Origin of the sequence: Phaeobacter sp. QD34_24, assembly GCF_028890115.1 — a bacterium.
In the GTDB taxonomy this organism is placed as follows: Bacteria; Pseudomonadota; Alphaproteobacteria; order Rhodobacterales; family Rhodobacteraceae; genus Phycobacter.
Map to the genome: position 1 here is coordinate 92,936 of NZ_JARCJD010000010.1, position 26,123 is coordinate 119,058.

27 protein-coding genes are annotated in these 26,123 nt (G+C 63.7%); 9 read left to right on the plus strand and 18 right to left on the minus strand.

Annotation, left to right across the window (positions count from 1 at the left end; translation table 11 throughout):
* Nucleotides 1–36 precede the first annotated feature (36 nt).
* On the minus strand, nucleotides 37–1,011 hold the full coding sequence (gene mbfA / locus PXK07_RS10040) for an iron exporter MbfA (protein ID WP_274848094.1): 975 nt from the start codon (nucleotides 1,009–1,011) through the stop codon (nucleotides 37–39).
* Between the two features lie 166 nt (nucleotides 1,012–1,177).
* On the opposite strand from mbfA, the gene PXK07_RS10045 reads away from it, so the two are divergent.
* Nucleotides 1,178–1,795 (plus strand): TetR/AcrR family transcriptional regulator, encoded by a 618-nt coding sequence (locus PXK07_RS10045; RefSeq protein WP_274848095.1) that lies wholly within the window; start codon nucleotides 1,178–1,180, stop codon nucleotides 1,793–1,795.
* Between the two features lie 51 nt (nucleotides 1,796–1,846).
* On the opposite strand, the gene PXK07_RS10050 is transcribed toward PXK07_RS10045, so the two are convergent.
* The gene (locus PXK07_RS10050) at nucleotides 1,847–2,332 is read right to left on the minus strand and encodes a c-type cytochrome (RefSeq protein ID WP_274848096.1); all 486 of its coding nucleotides are present in this window, start codon (nucleotides 2,330–2,332) and stop codon (nucleotides 1,847–1,849) included.
* A gap of 173 nt (nucleotides 2,333–2,505) precedes the next feature.
* On the opposite strand from PXK07_RS10050, the gene PXK07_RS10055 reads away from it, so the two are divergent.
* The 4 genes from PXK07_RS10055 (at nucleotide 2,506) to PXK07_RS10070 (ending at nucleotide 5,868) form a co-directional block, all read left to right on the plus strand.
* Nucleotides 2,506–4,197, plus strand: a complete 1,692-nt coding sequence (locus PXK07_RS10055) for a Y-family DNA polymerase (RefSeq protein WP_274848097.1) — start codon at nucleotides 2,506–2,508, stop codon at nucleotides 4,195–4,197.
* A gap of 88 nt (nucleotides 4,198–4,285) precedes the next feature.
* On the plus strand, nucleotides 4,286–5,020 hold the full coding sequence (locus PXK07_RS10060; protein ID WP_274848098.1) for an ArsR/SmtB family transcription factor: 735 nt from the start codon (nucleotides 4,286–4,288) through the stop codon (nucleotides 5,018–5,020).
* Nucleotides 5,013–5,492, plus strand: a complete 480-nt coding sequence (locus PXK07_RS10065; protein WP_274848099.1) for a hypothetical protein — start codon at nucleotides 5,013–5,015, stop codon at nucleotides 5,490–5,492. The genes PXK07_RS10060 and PXK07_RS10065 overlap by 8 nt, the downstream gene beginning before the upstream one ends.
* A gap of 31 nt (nucleotides 5,493–5,523) precedes the next feature.
* Nucleotides 5,524–5,868, plus strand: a complete 345-nt coding sequence (locus tag PXK07_RS10070) for a DUF2794 domain-containing protein (protein ID WP_274848100.1) — start codon at nucleotides 5,524–5,526, stop codon at nucleotides 5,866–5,868.
* Between the two features lie 10 nt (nucleotides 5,869–5,878).
* Here PXK07_RS10070 and PXK07_RS10075 read toward each other — a convergent pair whose 3' ends face one another.
* The 3 genes from PXK07_RS10075 to PXK07_RS10085 all read right to left on the minus strand — a co-directional run bounded on the left by PXK07_RS10075 (nucleotide 5,879) and on the right by PXK07_RS10085 (nucleotide 8,521).
* The gene (locus tag PXK07_RS10075; RefSeq protein WP_274848101.1) at nucleotides 5,879–6,622 is read right to left on the minus strand and encodes a C40 family peptidase; all 744 of its coding nucleotides are present in this window, start codon (nucleotides 6,620–6,622) and stop codon (nucleotides 5,879–5,881) included.
* Nucleotides 6,619–8,019 (minus strand): leucyl aminopeptidase family protein, encoded by a 1,401-nt coding sequence (locus tag PXK07_RS10080; protein WP_274848102.1) that lies wholly within the window; start codon nucleotides 8,017–8,019, stop codon nucleotides 6,619–6,621. Before PXK07_RS10080 ends, PXK07_RS10075 begins: the two co-directional genes overlap by 4 nt.
* A gap of 142 nt (nucleotides 8,020–8,161) precedes the next feature.
* On the minus strand, nucleotides 8,162–8,521 hold the full coding sequence (locus tag PXK07_RS10085; RefSeq protein ID WP_274848147.1) for a hypothetical protein: 360 nt from the start codon (nucleotides 8,519–8,521) through the stop codon (nucleotides 8,162–8,164).
* A 177-nt stretch (nucleotides 8,522–8,698) separates the two neighbouring features.
* Between PXK07_RS10085 and PXK07_RS10090 the strand changes: the two genes are divergently transcribed.
* From PXK07_RS10090 to PXK07_RS10105, 4 genes are all read left to right on the plus strand, one after another.
* Complete coding sequence (locus tag PXK07_RS10090) at nucleotides 8,699–9,349, plus strand: carbonic anhydrase (RefSeq protein WP_274848103.1); 651 nt, start codon at nucleotides 8,699–8,701, stop codon at nucleotides 9,347–9,349.
* A gap of 143 nt (nucleotides 9,350–9,492) precedes the next feature.
* Complete coding sequence (locus tag PXK07_RS10095; RefSeq protein ID WP_274848104.1) at nucleotides 9,493–10,677, plus strand: MFS transporter; 1,185 nt, start codon at nucleotides 9,493–9,495, stop codon at nucleotides 10,675–10,677.
* 112 nt (nucleotides 10,678–10,789) lie between these two features.
* Entirely contained in the window at nucleotides 10,790–11,812 is a 1,023-nt protein-coding gene (locus PXK07_RS10100; RefSeq protein ID WP_274848105.1) for an aspartate-semialdehyde dehydrogenase, read from the plus strand.
* A gap of 141 nt (nucleotides 11,813–11,953) precedes the next feature.
* The gene (locus PXK07_RS10105) at nucleotides 11,954–12,313 is read left to right on the plus strand and encodes an aspartate-semialdehyde dehydrogenase (protein ID WP_274848106.1); all 360 of its coding nucleotides are present in this window, start codon (nucleotides 11,954–11,956) and stop codon (nucleotides 12,311–12,313) included.
* Nucleotides 12,314–13,112: 799 nt separating this feature from the next.
* Here the strand turns inward: PXK07_RS10105 and PXK07_RS10110 are convergent.
* The 13 genes from PXK07_RS10110 to PXK07_RS10170 all read right to left on the minus strand — a co-directional run bounded on the left by PXK07_RS10110 (nucleotide 13,113) and on the right by PXK07_RS10170 (nucleotide 26,073).
* Complete coding sequence (locus PXK07_RS10110; protein WP_274848107.1) at nucleotides 13,113–14,183, minus strand: branched-chain amino acid ABC transporter permease; 1,071 nt, start codon at nucleotides 14,181–14,183, stop codon at nucleotides 13,113–13,115.
* Nucleotides 14,180–15,211 carry a branched-chain amino acid ABC transporter permease gene (locus PXK07_RS10115; protein WP_274848148.1) on the minus strand — a complete coding sequence of 344 codons (1,032 nt, stop codon included), beginning with the start codon at nucleotides 15,209–15,211 and terminating at the stop codon, nucleotides 14,180–14,182. The genes PXK07_RS10110 and PXK07_RS10115 overlap by 4 nt, the downstream gene beginning before the upstream one ends.
* 93 nt (nucleotides 15,212–15,304) lie before the next feature.
* On the minus strand, nucleotides 15,305–16,027 hold the full coding sequence (locus tag PXK07_RS10120; RefSeq protein WP_274848108.1) for an ABC transporter ATP-binding protein: 723 nt from the start codon (nucleotides 16,025–16,027) through the stop codon (nucleotides 15,305–15,307).
* On the minus strand, nucleotides 16,020–16,799 hold the full coding sequence (locus PXK07_RS10125; RefSeq protein WP_274848109.1) for an ABC transporter ATP-binding protein: 780 nt from the start codon (nucleotides 16,797–16,799) through the stop codon (nucleotides 16,020–16,022). The genes PXK07_RS10120 and PXK07_RS10125 overlap by 8 nt, the downstream gene beginning before the upstream one ends.
* A gap of 125 nt (nucleotides 16,800–16,924) precedes the next feature.
* Nucleotides 16,925–18,097, minus strand: a complete 1,173-nt coding sequence (locus PXK07_RS10130) for a substrate-binding domain-containing protein (RefSeq protein WP_274848110.1) — start codon at nucleotides 18,095–18,097, stop codon at nucleotides 16,925–16,927.
* A gap of 176 nt (nucleotides 18,098–18,273) precedes the next feature.
* On the minus strand, nucleotides 18,274–19,044 hold the full coding sequence (locus tag PXK07_RS10135) for an HpcH/HpaI aldolase family protein (RefSeq protein ID WP_274848111.1): 771 nt from the start codon (nucleotides 19,042–19,044) through the stop codon (nucleotides 18,274–18,276).
* Nucleotides 19,045–19,072: 28 nt separating this feature from the next.
* A complete protein-coding gene (gene hpaH / locus PXK07_RS10140; RefSeq protein WP_274848112.1) occupies nucleotides 19,073–19,873 on the minus strand; it encodes a 2-oxo-hept-4-ene-1,7-dioate hydratase in 801 nt (266 codons plus the stop codon).
* Nucleotides 19,870–20,727: a fumarylacetoacetate hydrolase family protein gene (locus tag PXK07_RS10145; RefSeq protein WP_274848113.1), complete on the minus strand. Its 858-nt coding sequence runs from the start codon at nucleotides 20,725–20,727 to the stop codon at nucleotides 19,870–19,872. The genes hpaH and PXK07_RS10145 overlap by 4 nt, the downstream gene beginning before the upstream one ends.
* Nucleotides 20,727–22,163: a pyridoxal phosphate-dependent decarboxylase family protein gene (locus tag PXK07_RS10150; protein ID WP_274848114.1), complete on the minus strand. Its 1,437-nt coding sequence runs from the start codon at nucleotides 22,161–22,163 to the stop codon at nucleotides 20,727–20,729. The genes PXK07_RS10145 and PXK07_RS10150 overlap by 1 nt, the downstream gene beginning before the upstream one ends.
* A gap of 104 nt (nucleotides 22,164–22,267) precedes the next feature.
* Nucleotides 22,268–23,248, minus strand: a complete 981-nt coding sequence (gene hpaD / locus PXK07_RS10155; protein ID WP_274848115.1) for a 3,4-dihydroxyphenylacetate 2,3-dioxygenase — start codon at nucleotides 23,246–23,248, stop codon at nucleotides 22,268–22,270.
* A gap of 26 nt (nucleotides 23,249–23,274) precedes the next feature.
* Nucleotides 23,275–24,126 (minus strand): 3,4-dihydroxyphenylacetate 2,3-dioxygenase, encoded by an 852-nt coding sequence (gene hpaD / locus PXK07_RS10160; protein ID WP_274848116.1) that lies wholly within the window; start codon nucleotides 24,124–24,126, stop codon nucleotides 23,275–23,277.
* Between the two features lie 46 nt (nucleotides 24,127–24,172).
* Nucleotides 24,173–25,681, minus strand: a complete 1,509-nt coding sequence (gene hpaE, locus PXK07_RS10165) for a 5-carboxymethyl-2-hydroxymuconate semialdehyde dehydrogenase (RefSeq protein WP_274848117.1) — start codon at nucleotides 25,679–25,681, stop codon at nucleotides 24,173–24,175.
* Complete coding sequence (locus PXK07_RS10170; protein ID WP_274848118.1) at nucleotides 25,681–26,073, minus strand: 5-carboxymethyl-2-hydroxymuconate isomerase; 393 nt, start codon at nucleotides 26,071–26,073, stop codon at nucleotides 25,681–25,683. Before PXK07_RS10170 ends, hpaE begins: the two co-directional genes overlap by 1 nt.
* Nucleotides 26,074–26,123: the final 50 nt, after the last annotated feature.

Sequence of the window (26,123 nt, forward strand, 5' to 3'; positions counted from 1 at the left end):
GCTCCTAGTCACGGAACCCCGTCAAAGACGCAGAGATCAACCGCTGCCGATCAGGGCGCCGGCCCCCAGCACCAGCGCGCCGCCTAGGACCACCTGCAGCGTGGCGCGCCAGAAGGGCGTCTCCATGTATTTGTTCTGGATCCAGGCAATCGCCCAGAGCTCCACAAAGACGATGAGGAAGGCCAGCGTCGTCGCCGTCCAGAACTCAGGGATCAGATAGGGCAGCGCATGGCCCAGCCCGCCCAGCGTGGTCATCACCCCCGAGGCCACGCCCCGTTTCATCGGCGAGCCGCGCCCGGACAGTTCCCCGTCGTCCGAGGCGGCCTCGGTGAAGCCCATCGAGATCCCGGCGCCGACAGAGGCGGCGACGCCCACCAGGAAGGTGGTCCAGGTGTCCTGGGTGGCAAAGGCGGTGGCAAAGATCGGCGCCAGGGTCGACACGGACCCGTCCATCAGCCCCGCCAGCCCCGGCTGCACCCAGGTCAGCACGAACTGGCGATGGGCGGTGCGGTCTTCCTCGGATCGGGCATCGCCGGTCAGATGCGCCTCTTCCAGCTCGGCGGCGGTGTCGCGGTGGCCGGCCTCTGCGGCGGCGAGATCGCCCAGCAGCTTGCGGGTCTCGGCGTCCTTGGTGCGGGCGGCGGCGGCCAGGTAGAACCGTTCGGCATCCGCCTCCATCGCCTTGGCCTCTTCGCGGATACGCTCCAGGCTCAGGTTTTCCATCAGCCAGATCGGGCGGCGCGCATAATAGCCCGCCACATGTTCGCGCCGGATCAGCGGAATGGCGGGGCCAAAGCGTTTTTCATGCAGGGCGATCAGCCGGGCGCGATGGGTGTCTTCCTCGGCGGCCATACCGTCGAACATCGCGGCTGTCGCCGGGAAATCATCCTGCAGCCGCGCCGCATAGCCGCGATAGATGCGCGCATCGTCCTCTTCCGAGGAAATCGCCAGGGCCAGGATTTCCTGGCCTGTGAGATCGGAAAACCGTTTCCGCTGAGTGAGAAAGCGCATGTGGATTCCTACATATTTAGAATGGTTCTAAACTATACTCTTCGGGCAAAAGTGCAAGGCCATTGTCCATGGCAGCGACGGCAAGGGCCATAGCAGTTGTTGAATGCAGCGGCGGTAGGCTAGGGTGGCACGGTCATCCAGATAGCCAGCGCCATGAGGACGGATCATGAACCAGCAAGCCACTATCCTCAGGACCGGACGGAAGTTCGATCAGGTTCTGACGGGCGCACGCGAGGTGTTCATGGCGGATGGCTTCGAAGGCGCGAGCGTCGATGATATCGCCCGTGCGGCCGAGGTCTCCAAGGCGACGCTTTACAGCTATTTTCCGGACAAGCGGCTGTTGTTCCTGGAGGTGATCCGGAACGAATGCGCGCGACAAGCGGATGCGCCGATGGATCTGTCCGGGGCCTGCTGCACGCCGCGTGATGTGTTGACGGCAGCCGGTGGTCATATCCTGTCGGTCAGCCTGTCGGAATTTGGCCGCCGCATGTTCCGCATCTGCGTGGCAGAGGCGGACCGTTTCCCGGATCTCGGCCGCCAGTTCTATGAAAGTGGGCCCATGGTGGTGCGCGCTCGGCTGCGTGAGTATCTGCGGGACGCGGTCGGGCGGGGAGAGCTGCAAATCGAGGATTTCGATCTCGCGGCGGACCAGTTTGCTGAACTCTGCCGAGCGGATCTGGTGCCGCGCCTGGTGTTCAATATCGACACTGATTTTTCCCAGGAAGAGCGCGCGCGGGTGATCGCGGGGGCCGTGGAGATGTTCCTGGCCCGCTACGGTGTCTGATCCGGCGCGGCGGCAACGCGGGGCGCGAAGACGGGGTGCCCCAGCCTGCGCTCAATGGGTGATGAAGTCGTTGGGCGTGTCGCGATAGGTCTCGTGACAGCTGAGACAGGCCTGCATCATGTTGGGCACCGTGCGCAACAGGCCGTTCATCGTATGAGCGCTCAGCCCCTTGGCGGCATCTTTGGCCCGGGCGGCGCGGGTTTCGAAATCCCGCCACTGTTGCCAGATCAGTGGCCGCGCGTGTGAATTGGGGTCCATGCGCGGTTTCTTGAACCGCTTGCGGATGTCTCCGGTGCTTTTGATCAGGGTGCGCCGGGCCGCCTTGGCCTTGGACGCGTCAAACACGATGCGCCCGGCCATCATGTCGGCCAGGGTTGTGAGGGCCGCCTTTTGGGTCGCCATCAGTTCCACCCGCCGTTTGACATGCTTGTCTGCGATCGGAGCGGCGGCATCCAGCTGTGCGCCCACAAGGGCCAGGATCAGCACCAGAAGCGCGGGCAGAAGGCGCAGATGGCGCAAGGAGATCAGGGATGTCATGCGTGTGCTCCCGTCATGGACAGAGGTATGGCCAGAGATATGGACCGAGCCAGTGGCAGGGTCTGTGCGGGCAATAGGATTGACCGAATCGAAGAGTTGGAACAAATATAGAACATCGGTAGTGCTGGCTGCTGGTTTCCAAAAATTTTCAGGCCTTCGAATCGGATCGCGCCATGTCCCATCGCCGCATATTGTCGCTATGGTTTCCACGTCTGGGCGCGGAGCGGGTGATACGCGCGGGGCAGGGCAGCCTGTCCGAACCTCTGGCCATTGTGGAGGAAGTTTCCAACACGCAGGTTATTTCTGCGTTAAATACGGCGGCCGAGGATGCGGGACTTTTTGTCGGCCAGCCGCTGCGCGATGCGCATGTCCTTTGTGCCAATCTGGTGACCCGTGGTCGTAGCCCCCCGGCCGAGACCGCCTTTCTGGCGGCACTTGGGCGCTGGGCCGGGCAGTTCAGCCCTTGGGTCGCGCCCGAGCCGCCGGACAGCGTTACTCTGGACATGACCGGTTCGGCGCATCTGTTTGGCGGAGAAGAGGCGCTTTTGCAGCGGATCGAGGAGGAGTGCGCGCGGATGGGGCTCACCGTGCGGATGGGGCTGGCCGATACATTGGGCGCGGCCTGGGCGCTGGCGCGTTACGCGGGGGAGCAGGCGCAGCTGCCGCCCGTGCGCTCCGGCGATGCCATCGATCAGGAGGCCCGCGCCACCCGCGCCCGCGCGGCCCGAGTTCAGCAGAAGGGCCGCGCGGGGCGCAGGCACTGGACCCGGGGCGGCGCGGCGCCGCAGCCCATGAGCCCAGAGCGGGTTGCGGCGCGGATCGCAGCCGTGGGGCAGACCCGTGCGCTCTTGGCGCCTCTGCCGGTGGCCGCGCTGCGGCTGGAGCCAGGAACCGTGGCGCAACTGGGCCGTCTTGGCCTGCGGCAGATCGGGGATCTCCTGGAGCAGCCCCGCGCCAGCCTGGCGCGACGGTTCGGGCGCGGGCTGATACTGCGTCTGGATCAGGCCATGGGAAGCACGCCCGAGCCGGTCTCTCCCGCCGGGGAGGACGACCGTTTCGCAGTGCGCCTGACCCTGCCGGAGCCGATCGGATTGCTGGAGGATCTCATGGCTGGGATCGACCGGATGCTGCCCCGGCTTTGCGCCCGGCTGGAAGAGCGCGGCAAGGGCGCGCGGCTTTTGCGGCTGGAGACGCACCGGGTGGATCAGGCGGCGCAGAGCGTCAGTGTGGGTCTGGCCCGGGCCAGTCGCGACCCGGACCGCATGCGCCCGCTACTGGAAATGAAGCTGGAAGGGATCGATGCCGGTTTCGGGATCGAGATGCTGCGCCTTGAGGTGCTTCGGGCGGAACCGATCCATGCCCGCACCCAGGCCGGGCATCTGGAGGCCAGCACTGCGGCCCGCGCCCGGCAGGCGGGGGGGCAGAATGTGGTCCTGGAGGATCTGATCGGGCGGATCGGTGCCCGCATCGGCCTAGAGGCAATCACCCGGCGCCACCCGGTCGACACCCATATCCCGGAAAAGACGGCCAAGGTGCTGGCGGCGGCCTGGTCGGATGCGGCGCGGGATTGGCCGCCCGCGCCGCATCCGCGCCCCTTGCTGATGTGGCGGCCCGAACTGGTGACGGCGCCGGATGTCCCCAGCGTGCCGGAACGGTTCCGCTGGCGGGGCCGCGACTGGCAGCTGGCCGAGGCCGAAGGCCCCGAACGCATTGCCCCGGAATGGTGGCTGGAGGATCCCAATTGGCGCAGCGGGGTGCGTGATTACTGGGTGGTGGTCACCGACTGCGGCGCGCGGCTGTGGCTGTTCTTTGCCCATGGCGCGGCGCTGTCGCGGGGCTGGTTCTGCCATGGCAGCTTTGCGTGACGCCCATGCCGGAGGCAGAAGAAACCCTTCGGCCTATGGCGAAGTCTTTACACTATGGGGCGCAGCCCACAGGGCCTAGGATTGACATATGACCGTATCTCACTCCCACGGACCGCCCTGCACCCCGCGCTTTGACATTCTGGGCCAGGCTATCGGCGATGCCAGCCGCACCCGCATGCTGTGCGAATTGATGGAGGGGCGTGCCTATACCAACAAGGAACTTGCCTCGGCTGCCGGGATCACACCGCAGACCGCCACCGCGCATCTGCGCCTGTTGTACGATGCCGGGATGGTTGTGGCCGAAAAGCGCGGGCGCTGCGTCTATCACCGATTGGCGGGCTCGGAGGTGGCGCAGGCGCTGGAACAACTGGCGGCGATTGCGCCCATGGACAGTCTTTACCTGGCGCAGCGTCGCAAGGCGGGCGGGCTGGCCGAGGTGCGCAGCTGCTATGATCACCTGGCGGGCCCCCTGGCTGTGGCGATGACGGATGCCTTTGTGCAAAAGGGCATGCTGGTCGAGCGCGACGGCGGCTTTCACGCGACCCCGTCCGATCAGTGGCAAAAGTTGGGCGTTCGCCTGCCCGACCTCGGCACACCGAGCCGACAGCCCTTTGCGCGCCCCTGCCTGGATTGGACCGAACGGCGCCTGCATGTGGCGGGCCCGATGGGGCGGCAGCTGCTGACCCACGCGTTGGAGCGCGGCTGGATGCAGCGCCGCCAGCACAAACGCGGCCTGACCCTGACTGCACCGGGGCGCAGGGCACTGGAGCAGATCCTGGGGCTGGAGATCTCGCGCATCACACAGGAGACAGATCATGCCTGAAACAGCTTCCCCTCGATATACCACCCAAGCCGGTACCCGGCTGCTGATCCAGGTGCCCCAGACCGAGGCCGACAGGGTGCTGGCGGCGATCCTGTCCGTCACGTCTCTGCCCTGGGGCGATTACGACCAGGTGGCCTTTTGGACAGCCCCCGGTGTGCAGCAGTTTCGCTCCTGCCCCGGCGGGGTCAATCGGGCCAGCGAGAGGGCGGTGGAGGTTCCTTGTGTCGAACTGCAGGTCTTTATCGGCGCCAGCGCCGAGGACCTTGATCCCGTTTTGGATCCCGTTTTGCGCGCGATCTACGACAGCCACCCCTATGAGGAACCGGTGATCCAGATGATCCCGGCGGTTCGCAGCCTGCATATCCGGGGGCTGGACGAGGACAATCCAAACCGCTTCTGGAACAGGCCCGCCGCAGATTGGGTGCCGACCATCCATCGGGACTCTGCGGGCACGGGAAGCGAAACCGCTTGATTCGCGCGCGGTTTGGCGCGAACCTTGATCCATGACATTCCAGAACTCCGCGTCTTTCCCCGGCTCCGGCATTCCCGAACAGGTCTCCTTCCATCGCACGGAGCTGTCGGTGATCCTGTCCCTATACGGTCGCATGGTGGCGGCGGGGGAATGGCGGGACTACGGGATCTCCTCCCTGCGGGATATGGCGGTTTTCTCGGTCTTTCGCCGCACCGCCGAACATCCGCTCTACCGGATCGAAAAAAACCCCAAGCTGCGCAACCGGCAGGGGCAGTATTCGGTTGTCGGCATGGACGGGCAGATCCTCAAGCGCGGGCACGATCTGAAGACCGTGCTGCGGGTGCTGGAGCGCAAGCTGATCCGCGCGGTGGAGTGAGCGCCCGCGCCTAGCCCAGCCTTTTGTGTGCGGTGACCGGGCCATCGCCTTGTTCGAGAATACGGAGAATGGCGGCTTCCAACGGCTCGATTGCCACGGCCATGTCATGGGCATTGGCATGGATGATGTGGTCTGGATCACGGACCAGCGCCACATGGCCCTTCCAGAACAGAAGATCGCCGCGCTCATAGCCGCTGGCTGCGGGCAGGGCGGTGCCGAGCTCCCGTTCCTGCGGGCCGCTGTCGCCGGGGCAGGGAATGCCGCAGGCCAGAAGTGCGGCCTGTACCAGTCCCGAACAATCGATGCCAAAGCGGCTGTTGCCCCCCCACAGGTAGGGCGTGCCCAGGAATTTCTCGGCAACGGTCACCGGATCGTTCAAGCCTGTGCCGATGGGGGAGAGATGCACCTTCGGGATATGGCCCAACTCGGTTTCGGCAAAGCGACCCGTTTGCGCGCTGACCTGCAGCCGACTGCCAAAGCTGAGCGCGCAAAGGTCGCGCGATTTGAAATCGGCGGCCTCATAGGCGTGGGTGGCAGGCGCGCTGACCCAATGGGTGGCCTCCAGCGGTGCGGCCAGCGCTTGCGTCGCAACATGGCCGGTGTAGCCGTCCTTGCTGGCGCGGATCTCTGCCCAGTCCGAATCGCGGCTCAGAACCGCGACGCTCTCTCCGTAAAGAAGCTGTCGCTCCCGCGTGCCGCCCGGCGCGCGCAGCAAGTCCACGACGGGATGAGCGATCCGTGCGGCCCCGCTCATAGGTCCAGCAGCCCTGGCAGGGCGGCAAAGATCGCACGCGCGCCCTGGCCGACGCCGCCCTTGGGCCGGGCAGGGGCGGCATTGGGCGTCCAGCCGTAGATGTCGAAATGCATGTAGCGGGTCTCGCCCGCGAACCGGCGCAGGAACAGCGCGGCGGTGATCGAGCCCGCAAAGCCGCCCGAGGGCGCATTGTCGAGATCAGCGATACCGGGTTCGATCATCTCCTCGTAGGGGGCGTGGAAGGGCATGCGCCAGACTGGATCCGCCATCCGGGCCGCGCCGCCCGCGATTGCGGCGGCATCCGCATCGGAGCCAGCATAGAAGGGCGCCAGATCCGGCCCCACCGCCACCCGCGCCGCCCCGGTGAGGGTCGCCATGGAGATCAGGAGGTCCGGGTCGTCCTCGCTCGCCAACGTCAGCGCATCGGCCAGCACCAGGCGTCCCTCGGCATCAGTATTGTTGATCTCCACCGTCAGCCCCTTGCGCGAGGTCAGGATATCGCCGGGACGGAAGGCATTGCCGGAGACCGCATTTTCCACCGCCGGGATCAACACGCGCAGCTGCACCGGCAGACCTGCGGCCATGATCATCCGCGCCAGACCCAGCACCGTGGCCGAGCCGCCCATGTCCTTTTTCATCAGCCCCATGCTGGCGCCGGGTTTGAGGTTCAGCCCGCCGGTATCAAAGCAGACACCCTTGCCCACCAGGGTCAGCTTCGGCCCGGTGTCGCCCCAGCGCATGTCGATCAGCCGCGGGCGTGCCGCGGCGGCGCGTCCCACCGCGTGGATCATCGGAAAGTTCCCGGACAGAAGCGCCTCGTCCAGCGTCACCTCGGTGCGAGCGCCGAAGTCTTGCGCCAGCCCCTCGGCGGCAGCCTGCAGCTGATCCGGGCCCATGTCGGCGGCGGGCGTGTTGATCAGATCGCGGGTCAGGCATTCGGCCGCGACCAGCGATTCGATGGCCGTCGCATCAATGCCTTCGGGGGCGATCAAGGCCGCGCCGGAGCCTTTGACCTCCTTGTAGCGGTCAAAGCGATAGTCGCTCATCAGCCAGCCGAAACACTCCTGTGCCAGCTGATCTTGGGGAATGGTGTTTTCGCCGGTCTGCCCTGCCAGCCGGTAGGTGCCTTCGGGCAGTTTCTCGGCGGCGGCAGCCAGCACAAAGCGCCGACGCGCGCGTTGCAGAGCCGTGCCGTATCCTGCCAGCGCCATGGCCGGTGCCGCCGTGTCTTCGCCGGGCACGATCAAGACCTGACCGATGGCGCCCCTGAACCCATTTGCCTGCGCCCATTGCGCCACCCTGGCAGGCTGGCTTTGCAGCCAGTCGGCGCAGCTGTCCTGATCGACAATGTGAAGGGAAAGCGCAAGATCACAGGGCGCAGCAAAAACGGGGGGCATCGGGATACTCCGGCAAATGGGGCGTCTTCAGCCACCAGAGTATCCACCCCCACGTTGCCTGCAAGCCCTGTGTGAAGCAGAAAAAAGTCAGATCGCGGATGCGGGATCCTCAGCAGGATCCTGCGTGTGGTCCAGGCCCGGATCAGATGGACAGATCCTGCTGCTCCCAGACGGCAGTCAGAGAACGTTCGCCAACCCGCAACAGGCGGAACACGGTCGCTGCCACGGCGGGAGCGTCCTCGCTGTCCACCGCGCCGGTCACATCCTGTGCGATGGAGGCCATCGCGGTCATGCCGATCTGATCGGAGATCGCGATCAGTGAGCGCGCGTTCTTGCGCAGGTTTTCCATATCGTTCTGGCGCCACAATCGCTCACAATGCGACAGGCGGACCGCCAGTTCCTCAATTGCACGGCAGACGACATCTTCGGCTCCGGTCTCGCCCAGCTGCGAATACAGCTCGGACAATTTCCCCGGGTCGAGATGCACGTTTTCCTTATGCATGACAGTGATTATATTCGTCACCACATTCACCCCAAAATTCTTCATGCCCCCACGGCACGCTGCCCAATTTGCACCGCACTGGTTGTCAAAAGGTTTCCACGCCTGTGGTCAAATCACTCGAATTTACTGACAATGCAGGGTATCAGCTTTGCCAAGAACAAATCAGGGATCGCATGAATGGAATACGCCAAGCCGCTGCCAGGGTATCTGGTGAAACGTTACCACGGATGGAAAGCAACGTCTTATCAGGAAAACCAGGGCTGGTACCGACGTCTGGCCAGTGAAGGGCAGCGCCCGCGCGCCATGGTGATTTCCTGCTGTGACAGCCGCGTGCATGTCACCTCGATCTTCGGTGCGGACCAGGGCGAATTCTTCATTCACCGCAATATCGCCAATCTGGTGCCGCCCTATGCGCCGGATGGCGATCACCACGGCACCAGTGCCACCATTGAATATGCGGTGACCGTCCTGAAGGTGTCGCATCTGATCGTTCTGGGCCATTCGCAATGCGGCGGAGTGCAGGGCTGCATCGACATGTGCAAGGGCGAGGCCCCCGCATTGGAGGAAAAAAGCAGCTTTGTCGGGCGGTGGATGGATATTCTGAAGCCCAAGTTCACATCGGTGGCGGATATCGAGGATCCGGACGCCCAGGCGCGCCAGTTCGAACGCCATGCGGTGGTGGCTTCGCTCGAAAACCTGATGACCTTCCCCTTCATCGAGAGCGCCGTGAAGGAAGGCGCGCTCAGCCTGCATGGGTTGTGGACGGATATCGGCGAAGGCGGATTGGAATGTTTCGACGCCAAGACCGGGGCGTTCCAGCAGGTCTGAGCCTGGAGCGCTAGACTACAGCTTCTATCAACGCGAATCGCTCGCGGTAATAGAAGCTGTTGTGCCGGTCTATCAAATATGCATATGCATGAGTGGAGGGGCGTGCCACCCGCCGAGGGTGGCGCGATATCTGGGGGACGATCATGCAGTTGGGATTGATCCTGCTGTGCTTGGCCTATGTGCTCAGCCAGTTTTTTCGCGCGTTTCTGGCGGTTCTTTCCGGCGTTCTGGCGACGGATGTCGGGGCCGGGCCGGACGATCTCGCGCTGGCGTCGGGGATGTGGTTCCTGGCCTTTGCCGCCATGCAATTGCCGGTGGGCTGGGCGCTGGATCACATCGGGCCTCGGCGCAGTGCTGCGCTGTTGCTGCTGGCGGGCGGTGGCGGCGGTGCGCTGGTCTTTGCCCTGGCAAGCAGCCCTGTTCACATTACGATTGCGATGCTTCTGATCGGGGTGGGCTGTTCGCCTGTTCTGATGGCCTCTTACTATATCTTCGCGCGGCAATACCCGCCGACACGTTTTGCTACCCTAGCGGCGCTGATGCTTGGGGTGGGATCGCTGGGCAACCTGGTTGCCTCCTATCCCACGGCGCTAGCGGTGGAACTGGTCGGCTGGCGGATGACCCTGGTGGGGCTTGCCGCGATATCGGCAGCGGTGGCGGTTGGGATCTGGCTGACGGTCAGGGATCCGGCGCCGGTTGTCGGCGAGCAGAAGGGATCGGTACTCGACCTTCTGAGGATGCCGCTCCTGTGGGCGATCTTTCCGATCATGCTGGTGAGCTATGCGCCGGTTGCGGCCATCCGCGGCCTGTGGATCGGACCCTATTTCAGCGATGTGCATGGTTTGGACACGGGCCAGATTGGCCTTGTGACCCTGGCCATGGGGGCGGCGATGATTCTCGGCACCTTTGCCTACGGGCCGCTGGACCGGATCCTTGGCACCCGCAAATGGCTGATCTGGGGCGGCAGCATGGCGGTGGTTGTGGCGCTGATCGCTCTGATCCTGCTTCCGGGCGCGCCGGTCTGGGTGCCAATCGCCCTGATGGCGGTGATCGGCTTCTTCGGAGCCTCTTTCCCGGTGCTGATTGCCCATGGGCGCGCCTTTGTGCCGCCGCATCTGGTGGGGCGCGGGGTAACGCTGTTGAATTTCTTCGGTATTGGCGGCGTTGGTCTGATGCAGTTTGCCAGCGGTCGCATCCACGCGGCACTGACCCAAGGCACGGCGGCGCCGGATCCCACGGCCCCCTATCTGGCCCTGTTCGGCTTCTTTGCCGGCGCACTGCTTCTGGGCTGCGTGATCTATCTGTTCAGCCGCGACAGCATGGATTGAGTGGCGCGGGGCGCATCGGCGCCCTTTGACGACAGGAACCCTTTAAATCCTTCGCTATTGCCTATAAGACACCGCAGCCGGCCACGAGGCCGGGCCAACTGGAGAAACGATTATGGGTTATCGCGTCGTCGTCGCAGGCGCCACGGGCAATGTGGGCCGCGAAATGCTGAACATCCTGGCTGAACGCCAGTTCCCTGCGGATGAGGTTGCCGTTCTGGCCAGCCGTAAATCCCTGGGCACCGAGGTCACATTCGGCGACAAGACCCTCACCACCCAGGACCTGGACACCTTCGATTTCACCGGCTGGGACATGGCGCTGTTTGCCATCGGCTCGGACGCGACCAAGAAATATGCGCCCAAGGCGGCCGCAGCGGGTTGCGTGGTGATCGATAACTCCTCGCTTTATCGCTACGATCCGGAGATCCCGCTGATCGTGCCGGAGGTGAACCCCGAGGCGGTGCATGGCTATGCCAAGAAGAACATCATCGCCAACCCGAACTGCTCGACCGCGCAGATGGTCGTCGCGCTGAAGCCGCTGCATGATCGCGCCAAGATCAAGCGCGTCGTGGTCTCGACCTATCAGTCGGTGTCGGGCTCCGGCAAGGAGGCCATCGACGAGCTGTGGGATCAGACCAAGGCAGTCTACAACCCCACCCAGGATGTGCCGCCGAAGGTCTACACCAAGCAGATCGCCTTCAACGTCATTCCCCATATCGACGTCTTCATGGAAGACGGTTCGACCAAGGAAGAGTGGAAGATGGTCGCCGAGACCAAGAAGATCGTCGATCCCGCCATCAAGGTCACCGCGACCTGCGTGCGCGTGCCGGTCTTCGTCGGCCACTCGGAATCGCTCAACATCGAGTTCGAAGACCACCTGGACGAAGACGAGGCCCGCGACATCCTGCGCGAGGCGCCGGGCATCATGGTGATCGACAAGCGCGAAGACGGTGGCTACGTGACGCCGGTGGAATGCGTCGGCGATTATGCCACCTTCATCAGCCGGATCCGTCAGGACAGCACCATCGACAACGGTCTGAACCTGTGGTGCGTCAGCGACAACCTGCGCAAGGGCGCCGCGCTGAACGCCGTTCAGATCGCCGAACTCCTGGGCCGTGAGGTCTTGAAGAAAGGGTAAGTTGCCGCGCAACTTGCACCAAATGCCAATAAAACTGGGGCCATTTCGCAAGAAGTGGCCCCATTTGCGTCTCCTGAGGCCCCATTCTGGTCACAAACAAGCTCATGCTGAGACGGGTCAGAGATATCGAGGAACGCTGCCATGTACTCCCATGATTTTGAACGCGAAACAATGACAACCGGCGATGCGGCCATGGCCCAGACCGCCTGGTCCAGCGCCTGCGACCAAAGCAGGCTGGACACGGAAATGGTGATCCAGCTGCGCATCTCCCTGATCCCGATCTTTGAAACGGCCACCTGCTGGTCCGATCTGCGCAGCGCCTTGCAGGCCAAGGGGTTCTACATGAAACGCGCCAAGGGCCATATGCATCTTTACGATGGCCACAGCCATGTGAAGATCTGCACCTGCAGCTCCCTGGGTTACCCCTCGGAAGAGCTGGAACAACGATTCAAGAAGTCGGCGCCCACCCGCAAGGTGCGCAAGCTGCCGGTACGCAACTGATTTCACCCGGATCTAGCACGGATCGATGCCGGGCACCTCGCACGACGGGGTGCCCGGTTTGCTTTTTGCAGACCGGCGGCAACCGAGGGGGGCAAGTATCCTTTTGGTCAGATCAAAGCGGAAAAGATCTGCTGTTCAGTCCCTTCGGGCAGATAGGCAGCAACGATTTGGAACGGTAACTTAGTCCTACTCCAGAGGGATCGTGTGATCCCCACCTGTCCAAGAAGCCGCTGCCCTCCGGGTCAGCTTCCGCAAGATCCGTATGTTGCTGTCCCCCCCCCTGGCAATCGCGGATCGCCCATCCCTACTCTGGATCGGGCGGCAGCGGCTTCGCAGGCAGACGGACTTGGAATTTGCAAGTTTGAAACAGGGTGCCGCTCTCTCTCGGCACCCTGTTGTCGTTTCAGGATGGCGGTGGGCGCATGATTGATCCGTGCCGGGTGTTTTGCCGGGCGCGGGATCCATGCCGCTGGGGAAGGTGCTCCCGCCCGAAGGTGCCGGATCAAAGATCCATCCCCTTCGGTTGGGCGTGGCGCCGCTGACGCGGCGCAGGGGACGCTGAGAGGCGCCTTGAGGGGCATGTCTGCCTCCTCAAGACGCCAGATCAATTGTGAGTCTTCTTTCGTGTAAAGGGCAAGCCGCACCAAAGGTGCGGCGGCTGCGCCGCCCTTGACACGAGGTTGCTATTGAAGAGGCAGCGCCGCGTCAGCGGCGCCGGGCCCAAGGCCGTTGCGGGTGTGGTGGCGCAGCCACCGCATTAGGCGGGCGCGGGAGGGTCTCCCCTCCCTTGCAGGCGCTCCTATCCGCTGTTGCGCAGGCGACCCACGATGCCGGTCGGGAAGAAATAGACGCTGAGGATGAACAGGACGCCAAGCCACAGCAGCCAGCGATCCGCATTGAGCAGCTCTGGCAGCAACGGCAGGGCGCTGGTCAGCTCGGCTGCGGCGCCCATCAGGTTCTGCAGGTAGTTCTGCGCCAGCACGAACAGCGTCGCGCCGATCACCGCGCCATACATGGTCCCCATGCCGCCGATCACCACCATCAAGAGGATGTCGATCATGATCTCCATCGACAGCGATGTATCGGGGCCGACATAGCGCAGCCAGACCGCATAAAGCGACCCGGCCAGGGCGGCGATAGCCGCCGACAGGCAGGTGGCGGCAACGCGGTAGTAGACCACCCGGTAGCCGATCGCCTCGGCCCGGAAATCGTTTTCGCGGATCGCTTGCAAAACCCGGCCAAAGGGAGAGTTCACCACCCGCAGCAGGCCAAGGAACAGCACCAGCGCCCCGAGGAAGACAAAGTAATAGGCCAGGAGTTTGCCGTTCAGCTTCACGCCGAAAAGCGTGCCGTCAAAGGCCTCCTTGCCGAACTTGAAGGCCGGACCCAACTCGCGCGGGGTCTTGAACGTCAGACCGTCCTCGCCGCCGGTCAGGCCCGACAGCTGGCTGACCAGGACCGCCACGGCAGAGGCGACGGCAAGCGTGATCATGGCAAAGAAGATTGCCCGCACCCTGAGAGAGAAGAGACCGATCACCAGCGCCAGGGCAGCAGCCAGCAGGGCGCCCGCCACGGCGCCAAACGCGATGGCATCGAACCCGCGCCCCATATGGGTCGAGGCCAGGGCCACACCATAGGCGCCGATGCCGAAGAACATCGTATGGGCAAAGCTGACGATGCCGCCATAGCCCAAGAGCAGGTCATAGCTCGCCACCAGCACGATGAAGACGCAGATCCGCGCCGCCGTATCCACCGTGCGTACGCCGGGAAACAGGAAGGGGGCGAGCGCAAGGCAGATCAGGATCCCGCCAAGGAGCAGCGCCAGCGGCAGGGAACGGGGCGTATCGCCCGAAAGAAGGGAGCGTATCATTTTGCTTTTACCACCGGAATCATGCCCATGGGGCGCCACATCAGGATCGTGACCATCAGGGCGATGTTGGAAATCAGCGCGGCCTTGGGCTCGATGAAGGCGATGTAATTCTGCAAGAGCCCCACCAGAAGCGCGCCGATGAAGCAGCCTTCGACCGAGCCGAGCCCGCCGATGATCACCACGATGAAGATCAGGATCATCGCGTGATTGCCCATATGGGCGGTGATTACCTCCTGGTAGAGACCCCACATCACCCCGCCGAGGCCCGCAAGGGCGGAGCCTGCGATGAAGACGCCGACGAAGACCAGCCGCAGCCGATAGCCAAGCGCCTGCACCATCTCGCCGTTCTCGACCCCGGCCCGCACGATCAGGCCGATCTTGGTGCGCCGCAGCACCCAGCGCATCGCCAGGAAGACCACAAGGCCGACGCCCACCGCCACTAGGCGGTACTTCTCGATGGCGGCACCGGCAAAGGTGATCGCGCCCTTCAGGGCCTCGGGGCGCAGGATGTAGATCTCCTCTGGCCCCCACAGGACGATGATCAGCTGTTCCACGACGATCAGCCCGCCCATGGTGACAAGGATCTGTTTCAGGTGATGGCCATAGACAGGTTCAACGATCACCTTTTCAAAGGCCCAGCCCATCAGACCGGTGGCCAGCATGGCGCCGATCACGGCGAGCAAGATGGCGCCGAGGTTCAGCATCAAGGAGGGCGCTTCGGTCATATGGCCCAGCAGCATCAGCACCGAGATGCCGATAAAGGCCCCGACCGAGACAAAGGCACCATGGCCGAAATTGATCACATCCATCAGGCCAAAGACCAGCGTCAGGCCCGAGGCCATGATGAAGATCATCATCCCCATGGCAAGGCCGGATACCGTCAGCGTCAGCCAGCTGGAGGGGTTCTGGATGGCGATGAACCCGGCAATGGCGATGAGCGGGACCAGCAGGATCGGCATATGCGGCGCGATACGGTCGCGAAAGGTGACCTCTGCCATCTTGGGGGCGTGTTCAGGTGCGGCAGTCATCTTGGGCCTCACGAAGTCAGTCATCTTGGGCCTCACGAAGTGCGGTTGCGGGCAGGGCAGAAGGAATGCCCTCAGCAATTGGGAATGTCGTCATCAATGCGCCTCCAGACTGAGGCCCATCAGGCGTTCCTGCAGGGCGGCATCGGTCGCCAGCTCCTGCATCTGGCCGGACCAGATCATCCGTCCGTCGTCCATCACATTGGCGCTGTCTCCCAGCGCCTTGGCGACGGCAAAGTTCTGTTCCACCAGCAGCACCGAGGCGCCCTGATCCTTCAGGTCCTTCAGCGCGCGGGCCATGGTGGAGATGATCGCGGGCGCCAGCCCCTTGGTCGGTTCGTCGATGAGGTAGAGCTTGCGTTCCTCGACCATGGCGCGGGCAATCGACAGCATCTGTTTCTGTCCGCCCGACAGGGTGCCTGCATCCGATTTCCAGAAGGTCTTCAAGGGCGGGAAGGCGGCGAAGATCCAGTCGAGCCGGGCCGAGTTGATGGGGCCCGACGCGGCGGCCAGGACCATGTTTTCCTCGACCGTGAGATCGGCAAAGATGCCCATATCCTCGGGCACAAATCCCAGCCCCATGCGTGCAATCGCCGGGGTGGGCATCTTCGTGATGTCCTCGCCATCAAACAGGATTTTGCCCTGATGGGCGCGCCAGTGGCCGATCACCGTGCGCAGGGTCGTGGTCTTGCCCACGCCATTGCGCCCCAGAAGCATGGTCACGGCACCGCGGGGCACCTCAAGGTCGACCCCTTGCAGGATGTGGTACTGGGCGATGTTGGTGTAGACACCTTCGAGTTTCAGGATCGCATCAGACATCTGCCAGCACTCCTTCCAGGCCGCGGCCCATATAGGCCTCTTGCACAACGTCCGAGGCCATCACTTCGGCAGGCGGACCATCGGCGGCCAGCGCGCCGTTGTGCAGCACGATGATGCGGTCGGCGAGGGTGCGGATCACGTCCATCTTGTGTTCCACCAGAAGGATCGTGCGGTCGCGTTGGTCCTTCAGTTCCTCGATCAGATCCAGCACCACGGGCGCCTCATCGACGCTCATGCCGGCGGTGGGTTCATCGAACATGTAGACGGCAGGATCCAGCGCGATCAGCAGGGCCACCTCCAGCTTGCGCTGGTTGCCGTGGGAAAGTTCCGAGACCACCTGATGGCGCTGCTCTAACAGGCGCACCCGGCGCAGGATCGCCTCGGCCTGATCGGTCAGGTCCTGATGGCGCGAAACCATGGACCAGAGGTTGAAGCTGCGCCCGGATTTGGCCTGCACCACAAGGCGCACGTTCTCCAGTACCGAAAGGTTGGGGAAAAGATTGGTGAGCTGGAAGGCGCGGCCGATCCCGGCGCGGGTGCGGGCGGAAACCGACATACCGCCGATATCGCGCCCTTTGAGAAAGACGCGCCCGGCGCTGGCGGGGATCTGGCCTGAGATCAGGTTGAAATAGGTCGTCTTGCCCGCGCCATTGGGGCCGACGATGGCAGTGAGTTCCCCTGCGCTGAAATCGCAGGTCACCGCATCGACGGCTACATGGCCGCCGAACCGAACCGTCAGGTTCTCGGTGCTGAGGATGGGAGAGGTGGTCATGTCAGTCTCTGGTCTGTCCGCGTGCAGGATAATCCCTGTATCGCGGAAATGGGCCATCTCGGGATGGCCAGGCCGAACAGGAACGGCCCGAGGGAATGCCCCGGACCGCCCGTAATCTCAGGAGCTTAGTTGCGGACCGGGATCGGCAGATCTTCGATCTTCAACTCACGCACCAGTTCCGGGATCGCCCAGTCGACACCGTCTTCGACCTTGATCTTGAAGTGGTACATGGGCTGCAGCGCCTGGTGGTCTTCGGCGCGGAACGTCATGGTGCCCTTGGGGCTTTCCCAGGACATGCCTTCCATGGCGCTGATCAGCTCTTCGGTGTCTGTCGATCCTGCTTTCTTGATCGCCTCGACCGCTGCGATACCGGCTGTCATGCCGCCTGCGGTGAAGAAATCGGGCGGAGTGCCAAAGCGGGCCTGGTGTTCCTTCACCAGCCAGTCGTTCACCGGGTTCTGCGGGATTTCATAGTAGTAATAGGTGGCGCCTTCCATGCCGGGGAATTCCTTGTAGCCCTTCATGGCTGCCAGGATGTTGCCGCCGGTTGCCAGTTCGATGCCGAACCGGCTGGGGTCCATGGCGTTGATCTTGCTCATCGGGTTGCCGCCGCCGGCCCAGATCACAAAGAGCTTCTTCTCGCCGTCCAGATCCTTCATCGCGTTGAAGATCCGCTCGGCCGCCGCGGTGAAGTCGGTGGTGTCGGTGGGCACGTATTCCTCGTGGGTGACACCGCTGCCGACGCTTTCCAGCGCTTCCTTGAAGGCGGCGATACCGTCGCGGCCAAAGGCGTAATCCTGCGCCAATGTGGCGATATGCACGTTCTCACCGGCCAGGGCGATGGCGTTCGACACCGCGTCCTGGGACGAGTTGCGCGAGGTGCGGAAGATGTAGCGGTTCCAGTTCGAGCCGGTGATGCTGTCGGCCACGGCAGGCTCGACGATCAGCAGCTTTTCGTATTCCTCGGCCACCGGCAGCATCGCCAGCGCCACGCCCGAGCTGACCGGGCCGATCGCCAGATCCACCTCGTCGTCGCCATAGGCCTCTTCCAAGAGGGCCTTGCCGTTTTCCGGCTTCAGCTGGGTGTCCTTTTCGATCACGACGATCTTTTCGCCGTTGATCTCCATGGTGCCGCCGGTGGCATATTCCAGCCCCAGCATCAGCCCGTCATGGGATTGTTTTGCATAGGCCTCGAAGGGGCCGGTTTTGCCGTAGATATGGGCAATCTTGATGTCTGCCGCCGCGGCCGAAGCCAAGGCAAGCGCTGACACCATACCCGCAAGAATTGCGCGTTTCATCGCTGTCCTCCCTGATGCCGCGCCGGTCTGTTCCGGGGTCTCCCTAAGGACCGTTTGCGCGGGGTCACTCCTGTGCGCTCAAGCTATCGGGGAGGGGTGAATTCGGTCAATTGCAGGGAAATACGTATCGCCCCGCGCCGCCCATATGGCAGCGGCGCAGGGCGGTTTCCGGTGCGTCAGCGCGCCTTCCAGTCGGCGGCCAGCTTGCGGGCGTTCTGGGCCAGGATCAGCACGTCCAGACCCACGGCGAGGAACTGTGCCCCCATGTCGAAATAGGCCTGTGTAGCCTCTTCGGTGACGCCCAGGATGCCCGGTGCCTTGCCTGCGGCGCGGATGTGTTCCAGCGCGCCCTTGATCACCGCGCGCACCTCGGGGTGGGCGGCATTGCCCTGATGGCCCATGTCGGTCGAAAGGTCCGCCGGGCCGATGAAGACGCCGTCGATGCCCTCGACCTTGAGGATGTCATCCAGCGCCGCGATACCGGCGCGGTTTTCCACCTGCACCAGCAGGCAGATCTCCTGATCCGCGGTCTGGATGTAGTCGCTGACCGAGCCGAACCGGCTGGCCCGCGCGCCCGCAGCCCCCACACCGCGGGTGCCATGCGGCGGGTATTTGCAGGCGCGCACCAGCTCCTCGGCCTGTTCGGCGCTTTCGACGATGGGCACCAGCACGGTCTGCGCGCCCGCATCCAGCACCTGCTTGATGATCCAGGTCTCGCCAATCGGCACGCGCACGACCGGGTGGCTGTCCGAGGCTTCGAGCGCGATCAGTTGGTCCCGGATCGAGCGGATGTCGTTGGGGGCATGTTCGCCGTCGACCACCAGCCAGTCAAAGCCGCAGCTGCCCATGATCTCGGCCACGGCGGGTTCGGCAAAGCTCATCCAGCAGCCGATCTGGCGTTTGCCGTCAGCGAGGGCCTGTTTGAAGCTGTTCTTGGGTGCGGGCATGGGAAACCTCGTTTGTCAGGTAGGGTGGTCAGGCAAAGGCGATGGCGACCTGGCCGAAGGGGCCGAAATCGGCGGTGATCTCGCTGCCGGATGGGCATTCGATGGGCCGGATGAACGAGCCCGACAGGACGATATCCCCGGCTTCGATCTGTTGTCCATATTCCGCCATGCGCCGCGCCAGCCACAGCACGGATGTGACGGGATCGTTCAGCACCCCGGCACCCAGACCTGTTTCCTCGACCGTGCCGTCGCGGGCGACGATGGCACCAACCCAGCGCAGATCCTGCGCGTCGATGGCATGGCGCTCGGTCCCCAATACGACGCCCGCATTGGCGGCATTGTCGCTGATGGTGTCGGTGATGATGCGAGCCTGCCCGGTGGCGGGATCTGCGCGCAGGATGCGGGTGTCGAGGATCTCAAGCGAGGGCGCCACATAGTCGGTGGCGGCGATCACGTCTTCGCGCGTGCAGTCGGCACCTGCGAGCGGCGCTTTCATCACAAATGCGATCTCCGCCTCGACGCGGGGCTGGATGAAGCGCCCGGCGGGCACGGTGCTGCCCGTCTCAAAGGCCATATCATCGAGCAGCACGCCGCTGTCGGGGGTGGTGATGTTCAGCGCCTGCTGCATGGCGCGGCTGGTCAGGCCGATCTTCCAGCCGATCTTGCGGCGCCCCGCGGCCAGCTTTTGCGCCACCAACGCCTTTTGCACCGCGTAGGCATCCTCCAGCGTCATGCCCGGATAGGCGAGGGACAGTAGCCCGCATTGCTGGCCGGTTTCTTCGGCCTTCAGCAGGGTTGCTGCGGCCTCTGCGTGTTGGTCGGGGGTCATGCCTCGTCCTCGACGCTGTTGGTCAACTTGCCGATACCTTCGGCCTCGACCTCGATCACGTCACCGGGTTTCAGGAAGCGGGGCGGATCAAAGCGCGCGCCGGCGCCGGTGGGGGTGCCGGTGACGATCACATCGCCGGGCACCAGCGTGGTGAAGGTGGAGATGTATTCGATCTGGCGGCGGATCGGGAAGAGCATGCGGCTGGTGCGGTCGTCCTGGCGCAGCTCTCCGTTCACATGGGTGGTCAGGCGCACATCATCCAGCTGCGCCGCTGCGGTAAAGGGCACCAGCCACGGCCCCATGGCGCCGGAATTGTCCCAGTTCTTGCCTTGCGTCACGTTGAACTTCGCATGGCGCACCCAGTCGCGCAGGGTGCCCTCGTTACACAGGGTGACGGCGGCGATGTGATCATAGGCGTCCTCGGCCTTGATGCGGCGGCCACCCTTGCCGATGACGATGGCGATCTCTCCCTCGTAGTCCAGCTGCGGGGTTTCCGGCGGGCGGATCAGCGGCTGCCCCTGCCCGGTAAAGGAACGCGGAAAGCGGATGAACAGCGACATGTTCGGTGGCGCGTCCTGCCCGTCCTTGTATTCGGCATTTCGGTCGGGAAAGTTGACGCCGACGCAGATGATCTTTTCCGGGTTTGGCACCGGGATCTGGTAGGTGAATGTGCCGGTTGGATGCGTCACCGGATGGTTCCTGGCCGCCACCGCCAGATCGTGCAGCCCATCGGCGGCGATCACATCGCGTAAGGTAGGCCAATGGGGGAAGCCGGGCGACAGGGCGGCCATGCCTTCGTCGGTGACGGCGCCATAGTAGGTCTCGCCATTGGCGGAATAGGTGGCAAAGCGCATCAGTTGGCTCCTTCTGTCTGGCCGGTTTTCAGGCTGGCGGCGATTTCTGTGATGACATCATAGGCCATCATCACGTCACCCTCGGTGGTTTCGAACTGCCCCGCCTGGAAGCGGATCACCAGATCGCCATCGACGCGTGTCTGCGTAAGGTAGATCCGCCCATCATCATTGATCGCATTCACCAGCGCGAGGTTCAGCGCGTCCAGATCCGTGGCGCCTGCGGGCGCATAGCGGAAGGTCCAGAGCGACCACATCGGCGGGGTCACGATCTCAAAATTCGGGGTCGCGGCGAGCTTGTCATGCAGCTGGTTTGACCAGTTGACATGGTTGCGCAGGCGGGTGCGCAGCCCTTCAAGGCCGTAGGTGCGGATCAGGAACCAGATCTTCAGCGCGCGGAAGCGGCGGCCCAAGGGAACCGACCATTCGGAATAGTTGATGATGCCGTCCTTGCCGTGGGTCTTCAGATACTCGGGGCTGATCGCCAGCGTCTGCACTAGATCGTCGGGGTTCTTCAGGAAGTGGGCCGAGCAGTCGAACTGCGCACCCAGCCATTTGTGCGGATTGAAGACGATGCTGTCGGCGCGCTCGATGCCGGGCCAGTAGTGGCGATACTCGGGGCATATCATCGCCGATCCCGCCCAGGCCGCATCCACATGGGTATAAAGCCCGTATTTCACGGCCACATCCATCACCCGGTCCACGGGATCGGTGGCGCCGGTGCCGGTGCCGCCGACGCAGAGGATCACGCCCGCAGGCTGGAGGCCCGCCTCGATATCGGCCTTGATCGCGGTCTCTAGCGCCTCGGGGTCCATGCCGCGCCAATCGCCCTTGATCGGCACCCGCACCAGGTTCTGCTGGCCGATACCGGCAACCCAGATGGCGCGGTCGATGGAGGTATGCACCTCGGAAGAGCAATAGACCCGCAGGGGCTTCTGGCTGAACAGACCGTCCTGATTGCCTTTCCAGTTCAGCGCCTTTTCCCGCATGGTCAGCACCGCGGCAAGGGTGGCTGAAGAGGCGCTGTCCTGAATGACGCCCTGAAACGGCTCGGGCAGGTCCAGCGCCTGGCGCAGCCAGTCCATCATCCGGGTTTCCATTTCGGTCGCCGCCGGAGAGGTCTGCCAGAGCATGCATTGCGGCGCGATGGCCGAGGTCAGGAACTCCGCCAGTACGGAAGGTGCTGCGGCATTCGAGGTGAAATAGGCAAAGAAACGCGGGTGTTGCCAATGGGTGATGCCGGGCATCACGATCTCTTCGAAATCGGCAAAGATCGCCTCCATGCCGGTCCCGGTCTCGGGTGGAGCGCTGGGCAGGGCGTTCAACACCTCGCCCGGTTCGGTGCGGGCGCGCACGGGGCGTTCGCCCACGGTCAGGTGATAGTCCTGCGCCCAGTCGGCGACCTTGCGGCCCCAGTCTGAGAATTCATCCCATTTCATGTTTCAATATCCTTCGTTCGGGCTTGTGCCCGGACAGCGCCTGACCTTCCCCCCGGGAAGGCGCTTCTCGCCTCCCCAAGGTCAGGCGCCGTCCTCATGTTGTGTCACGGTGCAATGATCGGCTGCGCGGTGAGCGCACTGGGCTGCGGCTCGACCCCTTCAAAGGTTGAGCCTTCCTCGAACCAGCTGCGCGGGGCTGCGGCGCCCCAAAGGGTCTGGCGTTGCGGATCGGTGAGCGACCATTTGATCGGCTCCAGATCCGGATCGCAGGTCTGGTAGTCCGAGCAGTAGATCTCGATCCGGTGCCCATCCGGGTCGCGCACATAAAGGAAAAACGCATTGGAAATCCCGTGCCGTCCGGGGCCGCGCTCGATATTGTCCACGTAGCCGGTGGTGGACATCAGATCCAAGAGATCGATGATGTTGAGCGGGGTCGGCACCCAGAAGGCGGTGTGGTGCAGACGCGGACCCAGACCATTGGTAAAGGCCACATCATGCACGCCGCCCTTGCGGTGCATCCAGGCGGCCCAGACTTTGCCGCTGTCGTCATCTTCGGTGTATTCGGTGACGCGGAACCCGATCTCGTTATAGAAGGCGACGCTGGCGTCCACATCGGCCGAGAACATGTTGAAATGGTCGATGCGGAGCGGTTTCACCCCGTTATAGAGCCTGTATTTCTGGTGGATCGGCTCCAGCCGCTCCATCTTGACGTAGAACTCCAGCGGGATGCCCCAGGGATCACGGGTGCGCAGGGTGCGCCCCATATGCGGGCGCTCGACCCATTCTACCGGCAGCCCCTTGGCGGCAAAGAAGTCGGCGGCCTTGTCGAGGTCGGGTTCGTCGAACAGCTTGAAGCCAAGGACCGCCACCGACGGCGCGTCTGCCTGCACCAGCACGATGCAATGATGGCCGCGTTCCTCCATCGCGCGCAGATAGATGCGGGTCTCGTCCTCATGGGTGGCCTGCAGGCCGAGCGTGTCCACGTAAAAGGCGCGGCTGGCGGCAAGGTCCGTCACCGCATATTCCACATGACTGAGGCGGAGGATGTTGAAGGGCGGATAGAGTACGGGGGCGGGAACGGGCATTGGTGCCTCCTTGTTTGAACCGGTGCCTAGACCGGGAAAATCACGTTTGTCTGGCCGGTGCCGGAGCTGGGGAAATAGGGTGTCACCACCTCGCATTTGCCATCATAGGCATCCCATCCCAGCGCGCCATAAAGCATCGCCGTATCATGCATCGACCCTTCGCCGCAGCAGAACTGGGCATATTCGCTGAGCATTTTCAGGAAGGTGGCGTGATCGCCGTTCTTCCACATTTCCAGCACATGCAGGTCCATCTGGCGGTTGAATTCGGAACTGATGGTGAAGGTGCCGTTGTTGGCGGCGTAATCCTTGTTGGCCCAGATCTTATGGGACAAGGATCCCGAGGCGACCAGCAGCACCTTGCTGTCCGAAGCCTCCACCGCGGCGCGGATCGCCTCGCCCACGATACGGCTTTCGTCATGGCCATGCACCGTGGCCCAGGCCGCGACAGAGACGACCTTCATATCGTGCTCGCGGCTCATGAAGCGCATCGGCACCAGGGTTCCGTATTCCAGTTCCAGACTGTCCAGATGATGCGCCAGCGTATAGGCGCCCCGGTCCGAGGCCTCCTTGGCAATGGCGTCGCCCAGTTCCGGGTTGCCGTCATAGCCGTAGGGCAGATCCTGGATGAACTGCGGGAACTCGTTCGAGGTGAACAGCCCCTCGAAACGTTTATTGGCGTTGATGTGAAAGCCCGCGTTGATCACCCAATGGGTGTCGCAGATCACCACGGTATCGGCACCCAGCGCCTTGGCCCGGCGGGCGATTTCACGGTGCCCGTCGATGGCGGGCTGGCGGGTGCCCTTGATGGGCCCCTCCTGCTCGGACATCAGCATGGTGGGCACGTGGGTCATCTTGGCGGCGAGAACGATCTCTCCCATGTCTCTTTCCTCCCGAAAGGGTCTATTGCGCGTTTCCGAAAGGGGATCAGGCGCCCAGGCGCGTGATCTTGTGCGGGCCGGTGGCAAAGCCGACGTGTTTCTGCTCCATGTAGAACTCGAAACTCCAATCGCCGCCGTCGCGGCCGATGCCGGAGGCCTTGACCCCGCCAAAGGGTGTGGGTAGGTGGCGCACGTTTTCGCTGTTCACCCAGATCATCCCCGCCTCCAAGCGGTCGGTAAAGCGCAGCGCGCGGGTCAGATCATTGGTCCAGACATAGCCGGTCAGACCGTAGGGCGTGTCATTGGCGATCTCCAGCGCCTCTTCCTCGGTCGCAAAGGGGATCGAGGTCAGCACCGGGCCAAAGATTTCCTCCCGTGCGATGCGCATCTGGTTGCTGGCGCCGGTGAACAGGGTGGGGCGCACGAAATAGCCCTCATCCCCGACAGTCTCACCCCCCGCAGCCACGGTGGCGCCATCTTCCCGGGCGATGTCGAAATAGGAGGTCACCTTGTCAAAATGGTCCTTGCTGATCAGCGGGCCGATCTCGCTGGTGGGATCCAGCGGGTGGCCGACCTTGATGCGGTTCACACGCTCGACCAGCTTGGCCTCGAATTCCTCGCGTATGCTGTCCTGCACCAGCAGGCGCGAGGAGGAGGTGCAGCGCTCGCCGTTGATCGAGTAGATCATGAAGATCACCGCATCCAGCGCCCGGTCCAGGTCGGCATCGTCAAAGACGATCACCGGGTTCTTGCCGCCTAGTTCCAGATGCACTCGCTTCAGCGTATCGGCGCCCTGTTTGGTGATGAGAGACCCAGTGCGGCTTTCCCCGACAAAGGCGATGGCCTTGATGTCGGGATGTTCTGTCAGGCGCTTGCCCGCGTCCTCGCCATAGCCGTTGACGGTATTGAGAACACCCGGCGGCAGGCCTGCCTCTTCGGCGATCTCGACCAGAAGGCGCGCGGTCAGGGGCGAATCCTCGGCCGGTTTGTGCACCACGGTGCAGCCCGCCGCCAGCGCCGGAGCGATCTTCCAGGTGGACAGCATGAAGGGCGTGTTCCAGGGCGTGATCACCCCCACCGGGCCGATCGGCACGCGGGTGGTGATGTTCATCAGGGTGGGCGATTTCAGGTGCTGGCCATCGCGCGCCTGTACCACCTGGTCTGCGAAATAGCGGAAATTTTCGGCGCCGCGCAGGGCCGCCTTGGACATGAAGCGCAGGGTCTGGCCGGTGTCCCAGCATTCACACAGGGCGATTTCCTCGGCCCGGGCCTCGATCGCATCGGCAATGCGGATCAGGATCTTGCGCCGCTCGGTGGCGGGCATGTCGCGCCAGGCCGGGAAGGCGGCCTTGGCCGCGGCGGCTGCGCTATCCACGTCGGTCTCGGTGCCGCGCGCCACATCGCAGATCACGCTCTTGTCCACCGGAGAGGTCGATTGGAACACACCGCCGGATCCGGCCACGTCCTGCCCTGCGATGCGGTTTTGGATACCGGTGTCCTTGAACCGCGCCAGAAAGCCGCTGAGTTTCTCGATATTGCTGGCCAGATCGCTCATCACTGCTCTGCCTTCTTCATGTGGTCGCGGATGGTGCCGCATTTGGGGGAAAGGTCGGGATCGATGTCGCGCATCTCAAACGACAGCGCGAGGGAGTGTGTCTGCATCGCGGGTTCCAGGTACCGCCGCGCGGCCTCGAAGATTTCAGCCGTGGCGCGCTTGCGGGTGTCCAGATCCCGGCCACCGCGCAGCCGCACGGCGATATCCACATATCCGTGCTGAGGATCTCCATCGGCAATCGAGACATGGGTGGCCGCAAAGGCGCGCACGCGGATGCCTGCCAGCGGCAGCACGCCGGTTTTGGCTGCCGCCACGCGCAAGACGTTGCACAGGCCCGCGATATCGGCATAGCCTTCGACATTCGGTGAGTAGTCCACCGTGATATGGGGCATCGGATGTGCTCCTCCTCATTTCATTAACATGTGTACCAAATGAGGCGGCA

Excerpts from the sequence above, each read along its gene's own strand:
- PXK07_RS10075 (WP_274848101.1), bottom strand. The coding sequence starts at position 6,622 with ATGAGCGGGGCCGCACGGATCGCTCATCCCGTCGTGGACTTGCTGCGC.
- PXK07_RS10050 (WP_274848096.1), bottom strand. The coding sequence starts at position 2,332 with ATGACATCCCTGATCTCCTTGCGCCATCTGCGCCTTCTGCCCGCGCTT.
- PXK07_RS10130 (WP_274848110.1), bottom strand. The coding sequence starts at position 18,097 with ATGAAACGCGCAATTCTTGCGGGTATGGTGTCAGCGCTTGCCTTGGCT.
- PXK07_RS10060 (WP_274848098.1), top strand. The coding sequence starts at position 4,286 with ATGACCGTATCTCACTCCCACGGACCGCCCTGCACCCCGCGCTTTGAC.
- PXK07_RS10170 (WP_274848118.1), bottom strand. The coding sequence starts at position 26,073 with ATGCCCCATATCACGGTGGACTACTCACCGAATGTCGAAGGCTATGCC.
- PXK07_RS10115 (WP_274848148.1), bottom strand. The coding sequence starts at position 15,211 with ATGACTGCCGCACCTGAACACGCCCCCAAGATGGCAGAGGTCACCTTT.
- PXK07_RS10145 (WP_274848113.1), bottom strand. The coding sequence starts at position 20,727 with ATGCGCTTTGCCACCTATTCCGCCAATGGCGAGACCTACTATGGCGCC.
- PXK07_RS10100 (WP_274848105.1), top strand. The coding sequence starts at position 10,790 with ATGGGTTATCGCGTCGTCGTCGCAGGCGCCACGGGCAATGTGGGCCGC.
- PXK07_RS10045 (WP_274848095.1), top strand. The coding sequence starts at position 1,178 with ATGAACCAGCAAGCCACTATCCTCAGGACCGGACGGAAGTTCGATCAG.
- PXK07_RS10095 (WP_274848104.1), top strand. The coding sequence starts at position 9,493 with ATGCAGTTGGGATTGATCCTGCTGTGCTTGGCCTATGTGCTCAGCCAG.
- PXK07_RS10055 (WP_274848097.1), top strand. The coding sequence starts at position 2,506 with ATGTCCCATCGCCGCATATTGTCGCTATGGTTTCCACGTCTGGGCGCG.
- PXK07_RS10090 (WP_274848103.1), top strand. The coding sequence starts at position 8,699 with ATGGAATACGCCAAGCCGCTGCCAGGGTATCTGGTGAAACGTTACCAC.
- PXK07_RS10150 (WP_274848114.1), bottom strand. The coding sequence starts at position 22,163 with ATGAAATGGGATGAATTCTCAGACTGGGGCCGCAAGGTCGCCGACTGG.
- PXK07_RS10120 (WP_274848108.1), bottom strand. The coding sequence starts at position 16,027 with ATGTCTGATGCGATCCTGAAACTCGAAGGTGTCTACACCAACATCGCC.
- PXK07_RS10080 (WP_274848102.1), bottom strand. The coding sequence starts at position 8,019 with ATGCCCCCCGTTTTTGCTGCGCCCTGTGATCTTGCGCTTTCCCTTCAC.
- hpaH (WP_274848112.1), bottom strand. The coding sequence starts at position 19,873 with ATGACCCCCGACCAACACGCAGAGGCCGCAGCAACCCTGCTGAAGGCC.
- hpaD (WP_274848115.1), bottom strand. The coding sequence starts at position 23,248 with ATGCCCGTTCCCGCCCCCGTACTCTATCCGCCCTTCAACATCCTCCGC.
- PXK07_RS10110 (WP_274848107.1), bottom strand. The coding sequence starts at position 14,183 with ATGATACGCTCCCTTCTTTCGGGCGATACGCCCCGTTCCCTGCCGCTG.
- PXK07_RS10125 (WP_274848109.1), bottom strand. The coding sequence starts at position 16,799 with ATGACCACCTCTCCCATCCTCAGCACCGAGAACCTGACGGTTCGGTTC.
- PXK07_RS10065 (WP_274848099.1), top strand. The coding sequence starts at position 5,013 with ATGCCTGAAACAGCTTCCCCTCGATATACCACCCAAGCCGGTACCCGG.
- mbfA (WP_274848094.1), bottom strand. The coding sequence starts at position 1,011 with ATGCGCTTTCTCACTCAGCGGAAACGGTTTTCCGATCTCACAGGCCAG.
- PXK07_RS10085 (WP_274848147.1), bottom strand. The coding sequence starts at position 8,521 with ATGCATAAGGAAAACGTGCATCTCGACCCGGGGAAATTGTCCGAGCTG.
- PXK07_RS10105 (WP_274848106.1), top strand. The coding sequence starts at position 11,954 with ATGTACTCCCATGATTTTGAACGCGAAACAATGACAACCGGCGATGCG.
- hpaE (WP_274848117.1), bottom strand. The coding sequence starts at position 25,681 with ATGAGCGATCTGGCCAGCAATATCGAGAAACTCAGCGGCTTTCTGGCG.
- PXK07_RS10070 (WP_274848100.1), top strand. The coding sequence starts at position 5,524 with ATGACATTCCAGAACTCCGCGTCTTTCCCCGGCTCCGGCATTCCCGAA.
- hpaD (WP_274848116.1), bottom strand. The coding sequence starts at position 24,126 with ATGGGAGAGATCGTTCTCGCCGCCAAGATGACCCACGTGCCCACCATG.
- PXK07_RS10135 (WP_274848111.1), bottom strand. The coding sequence starts at position 19,044 with ATGCCCGCACCCAAGAACAGCTTCAAACAGGCCCTCGCTGACGGCAAA.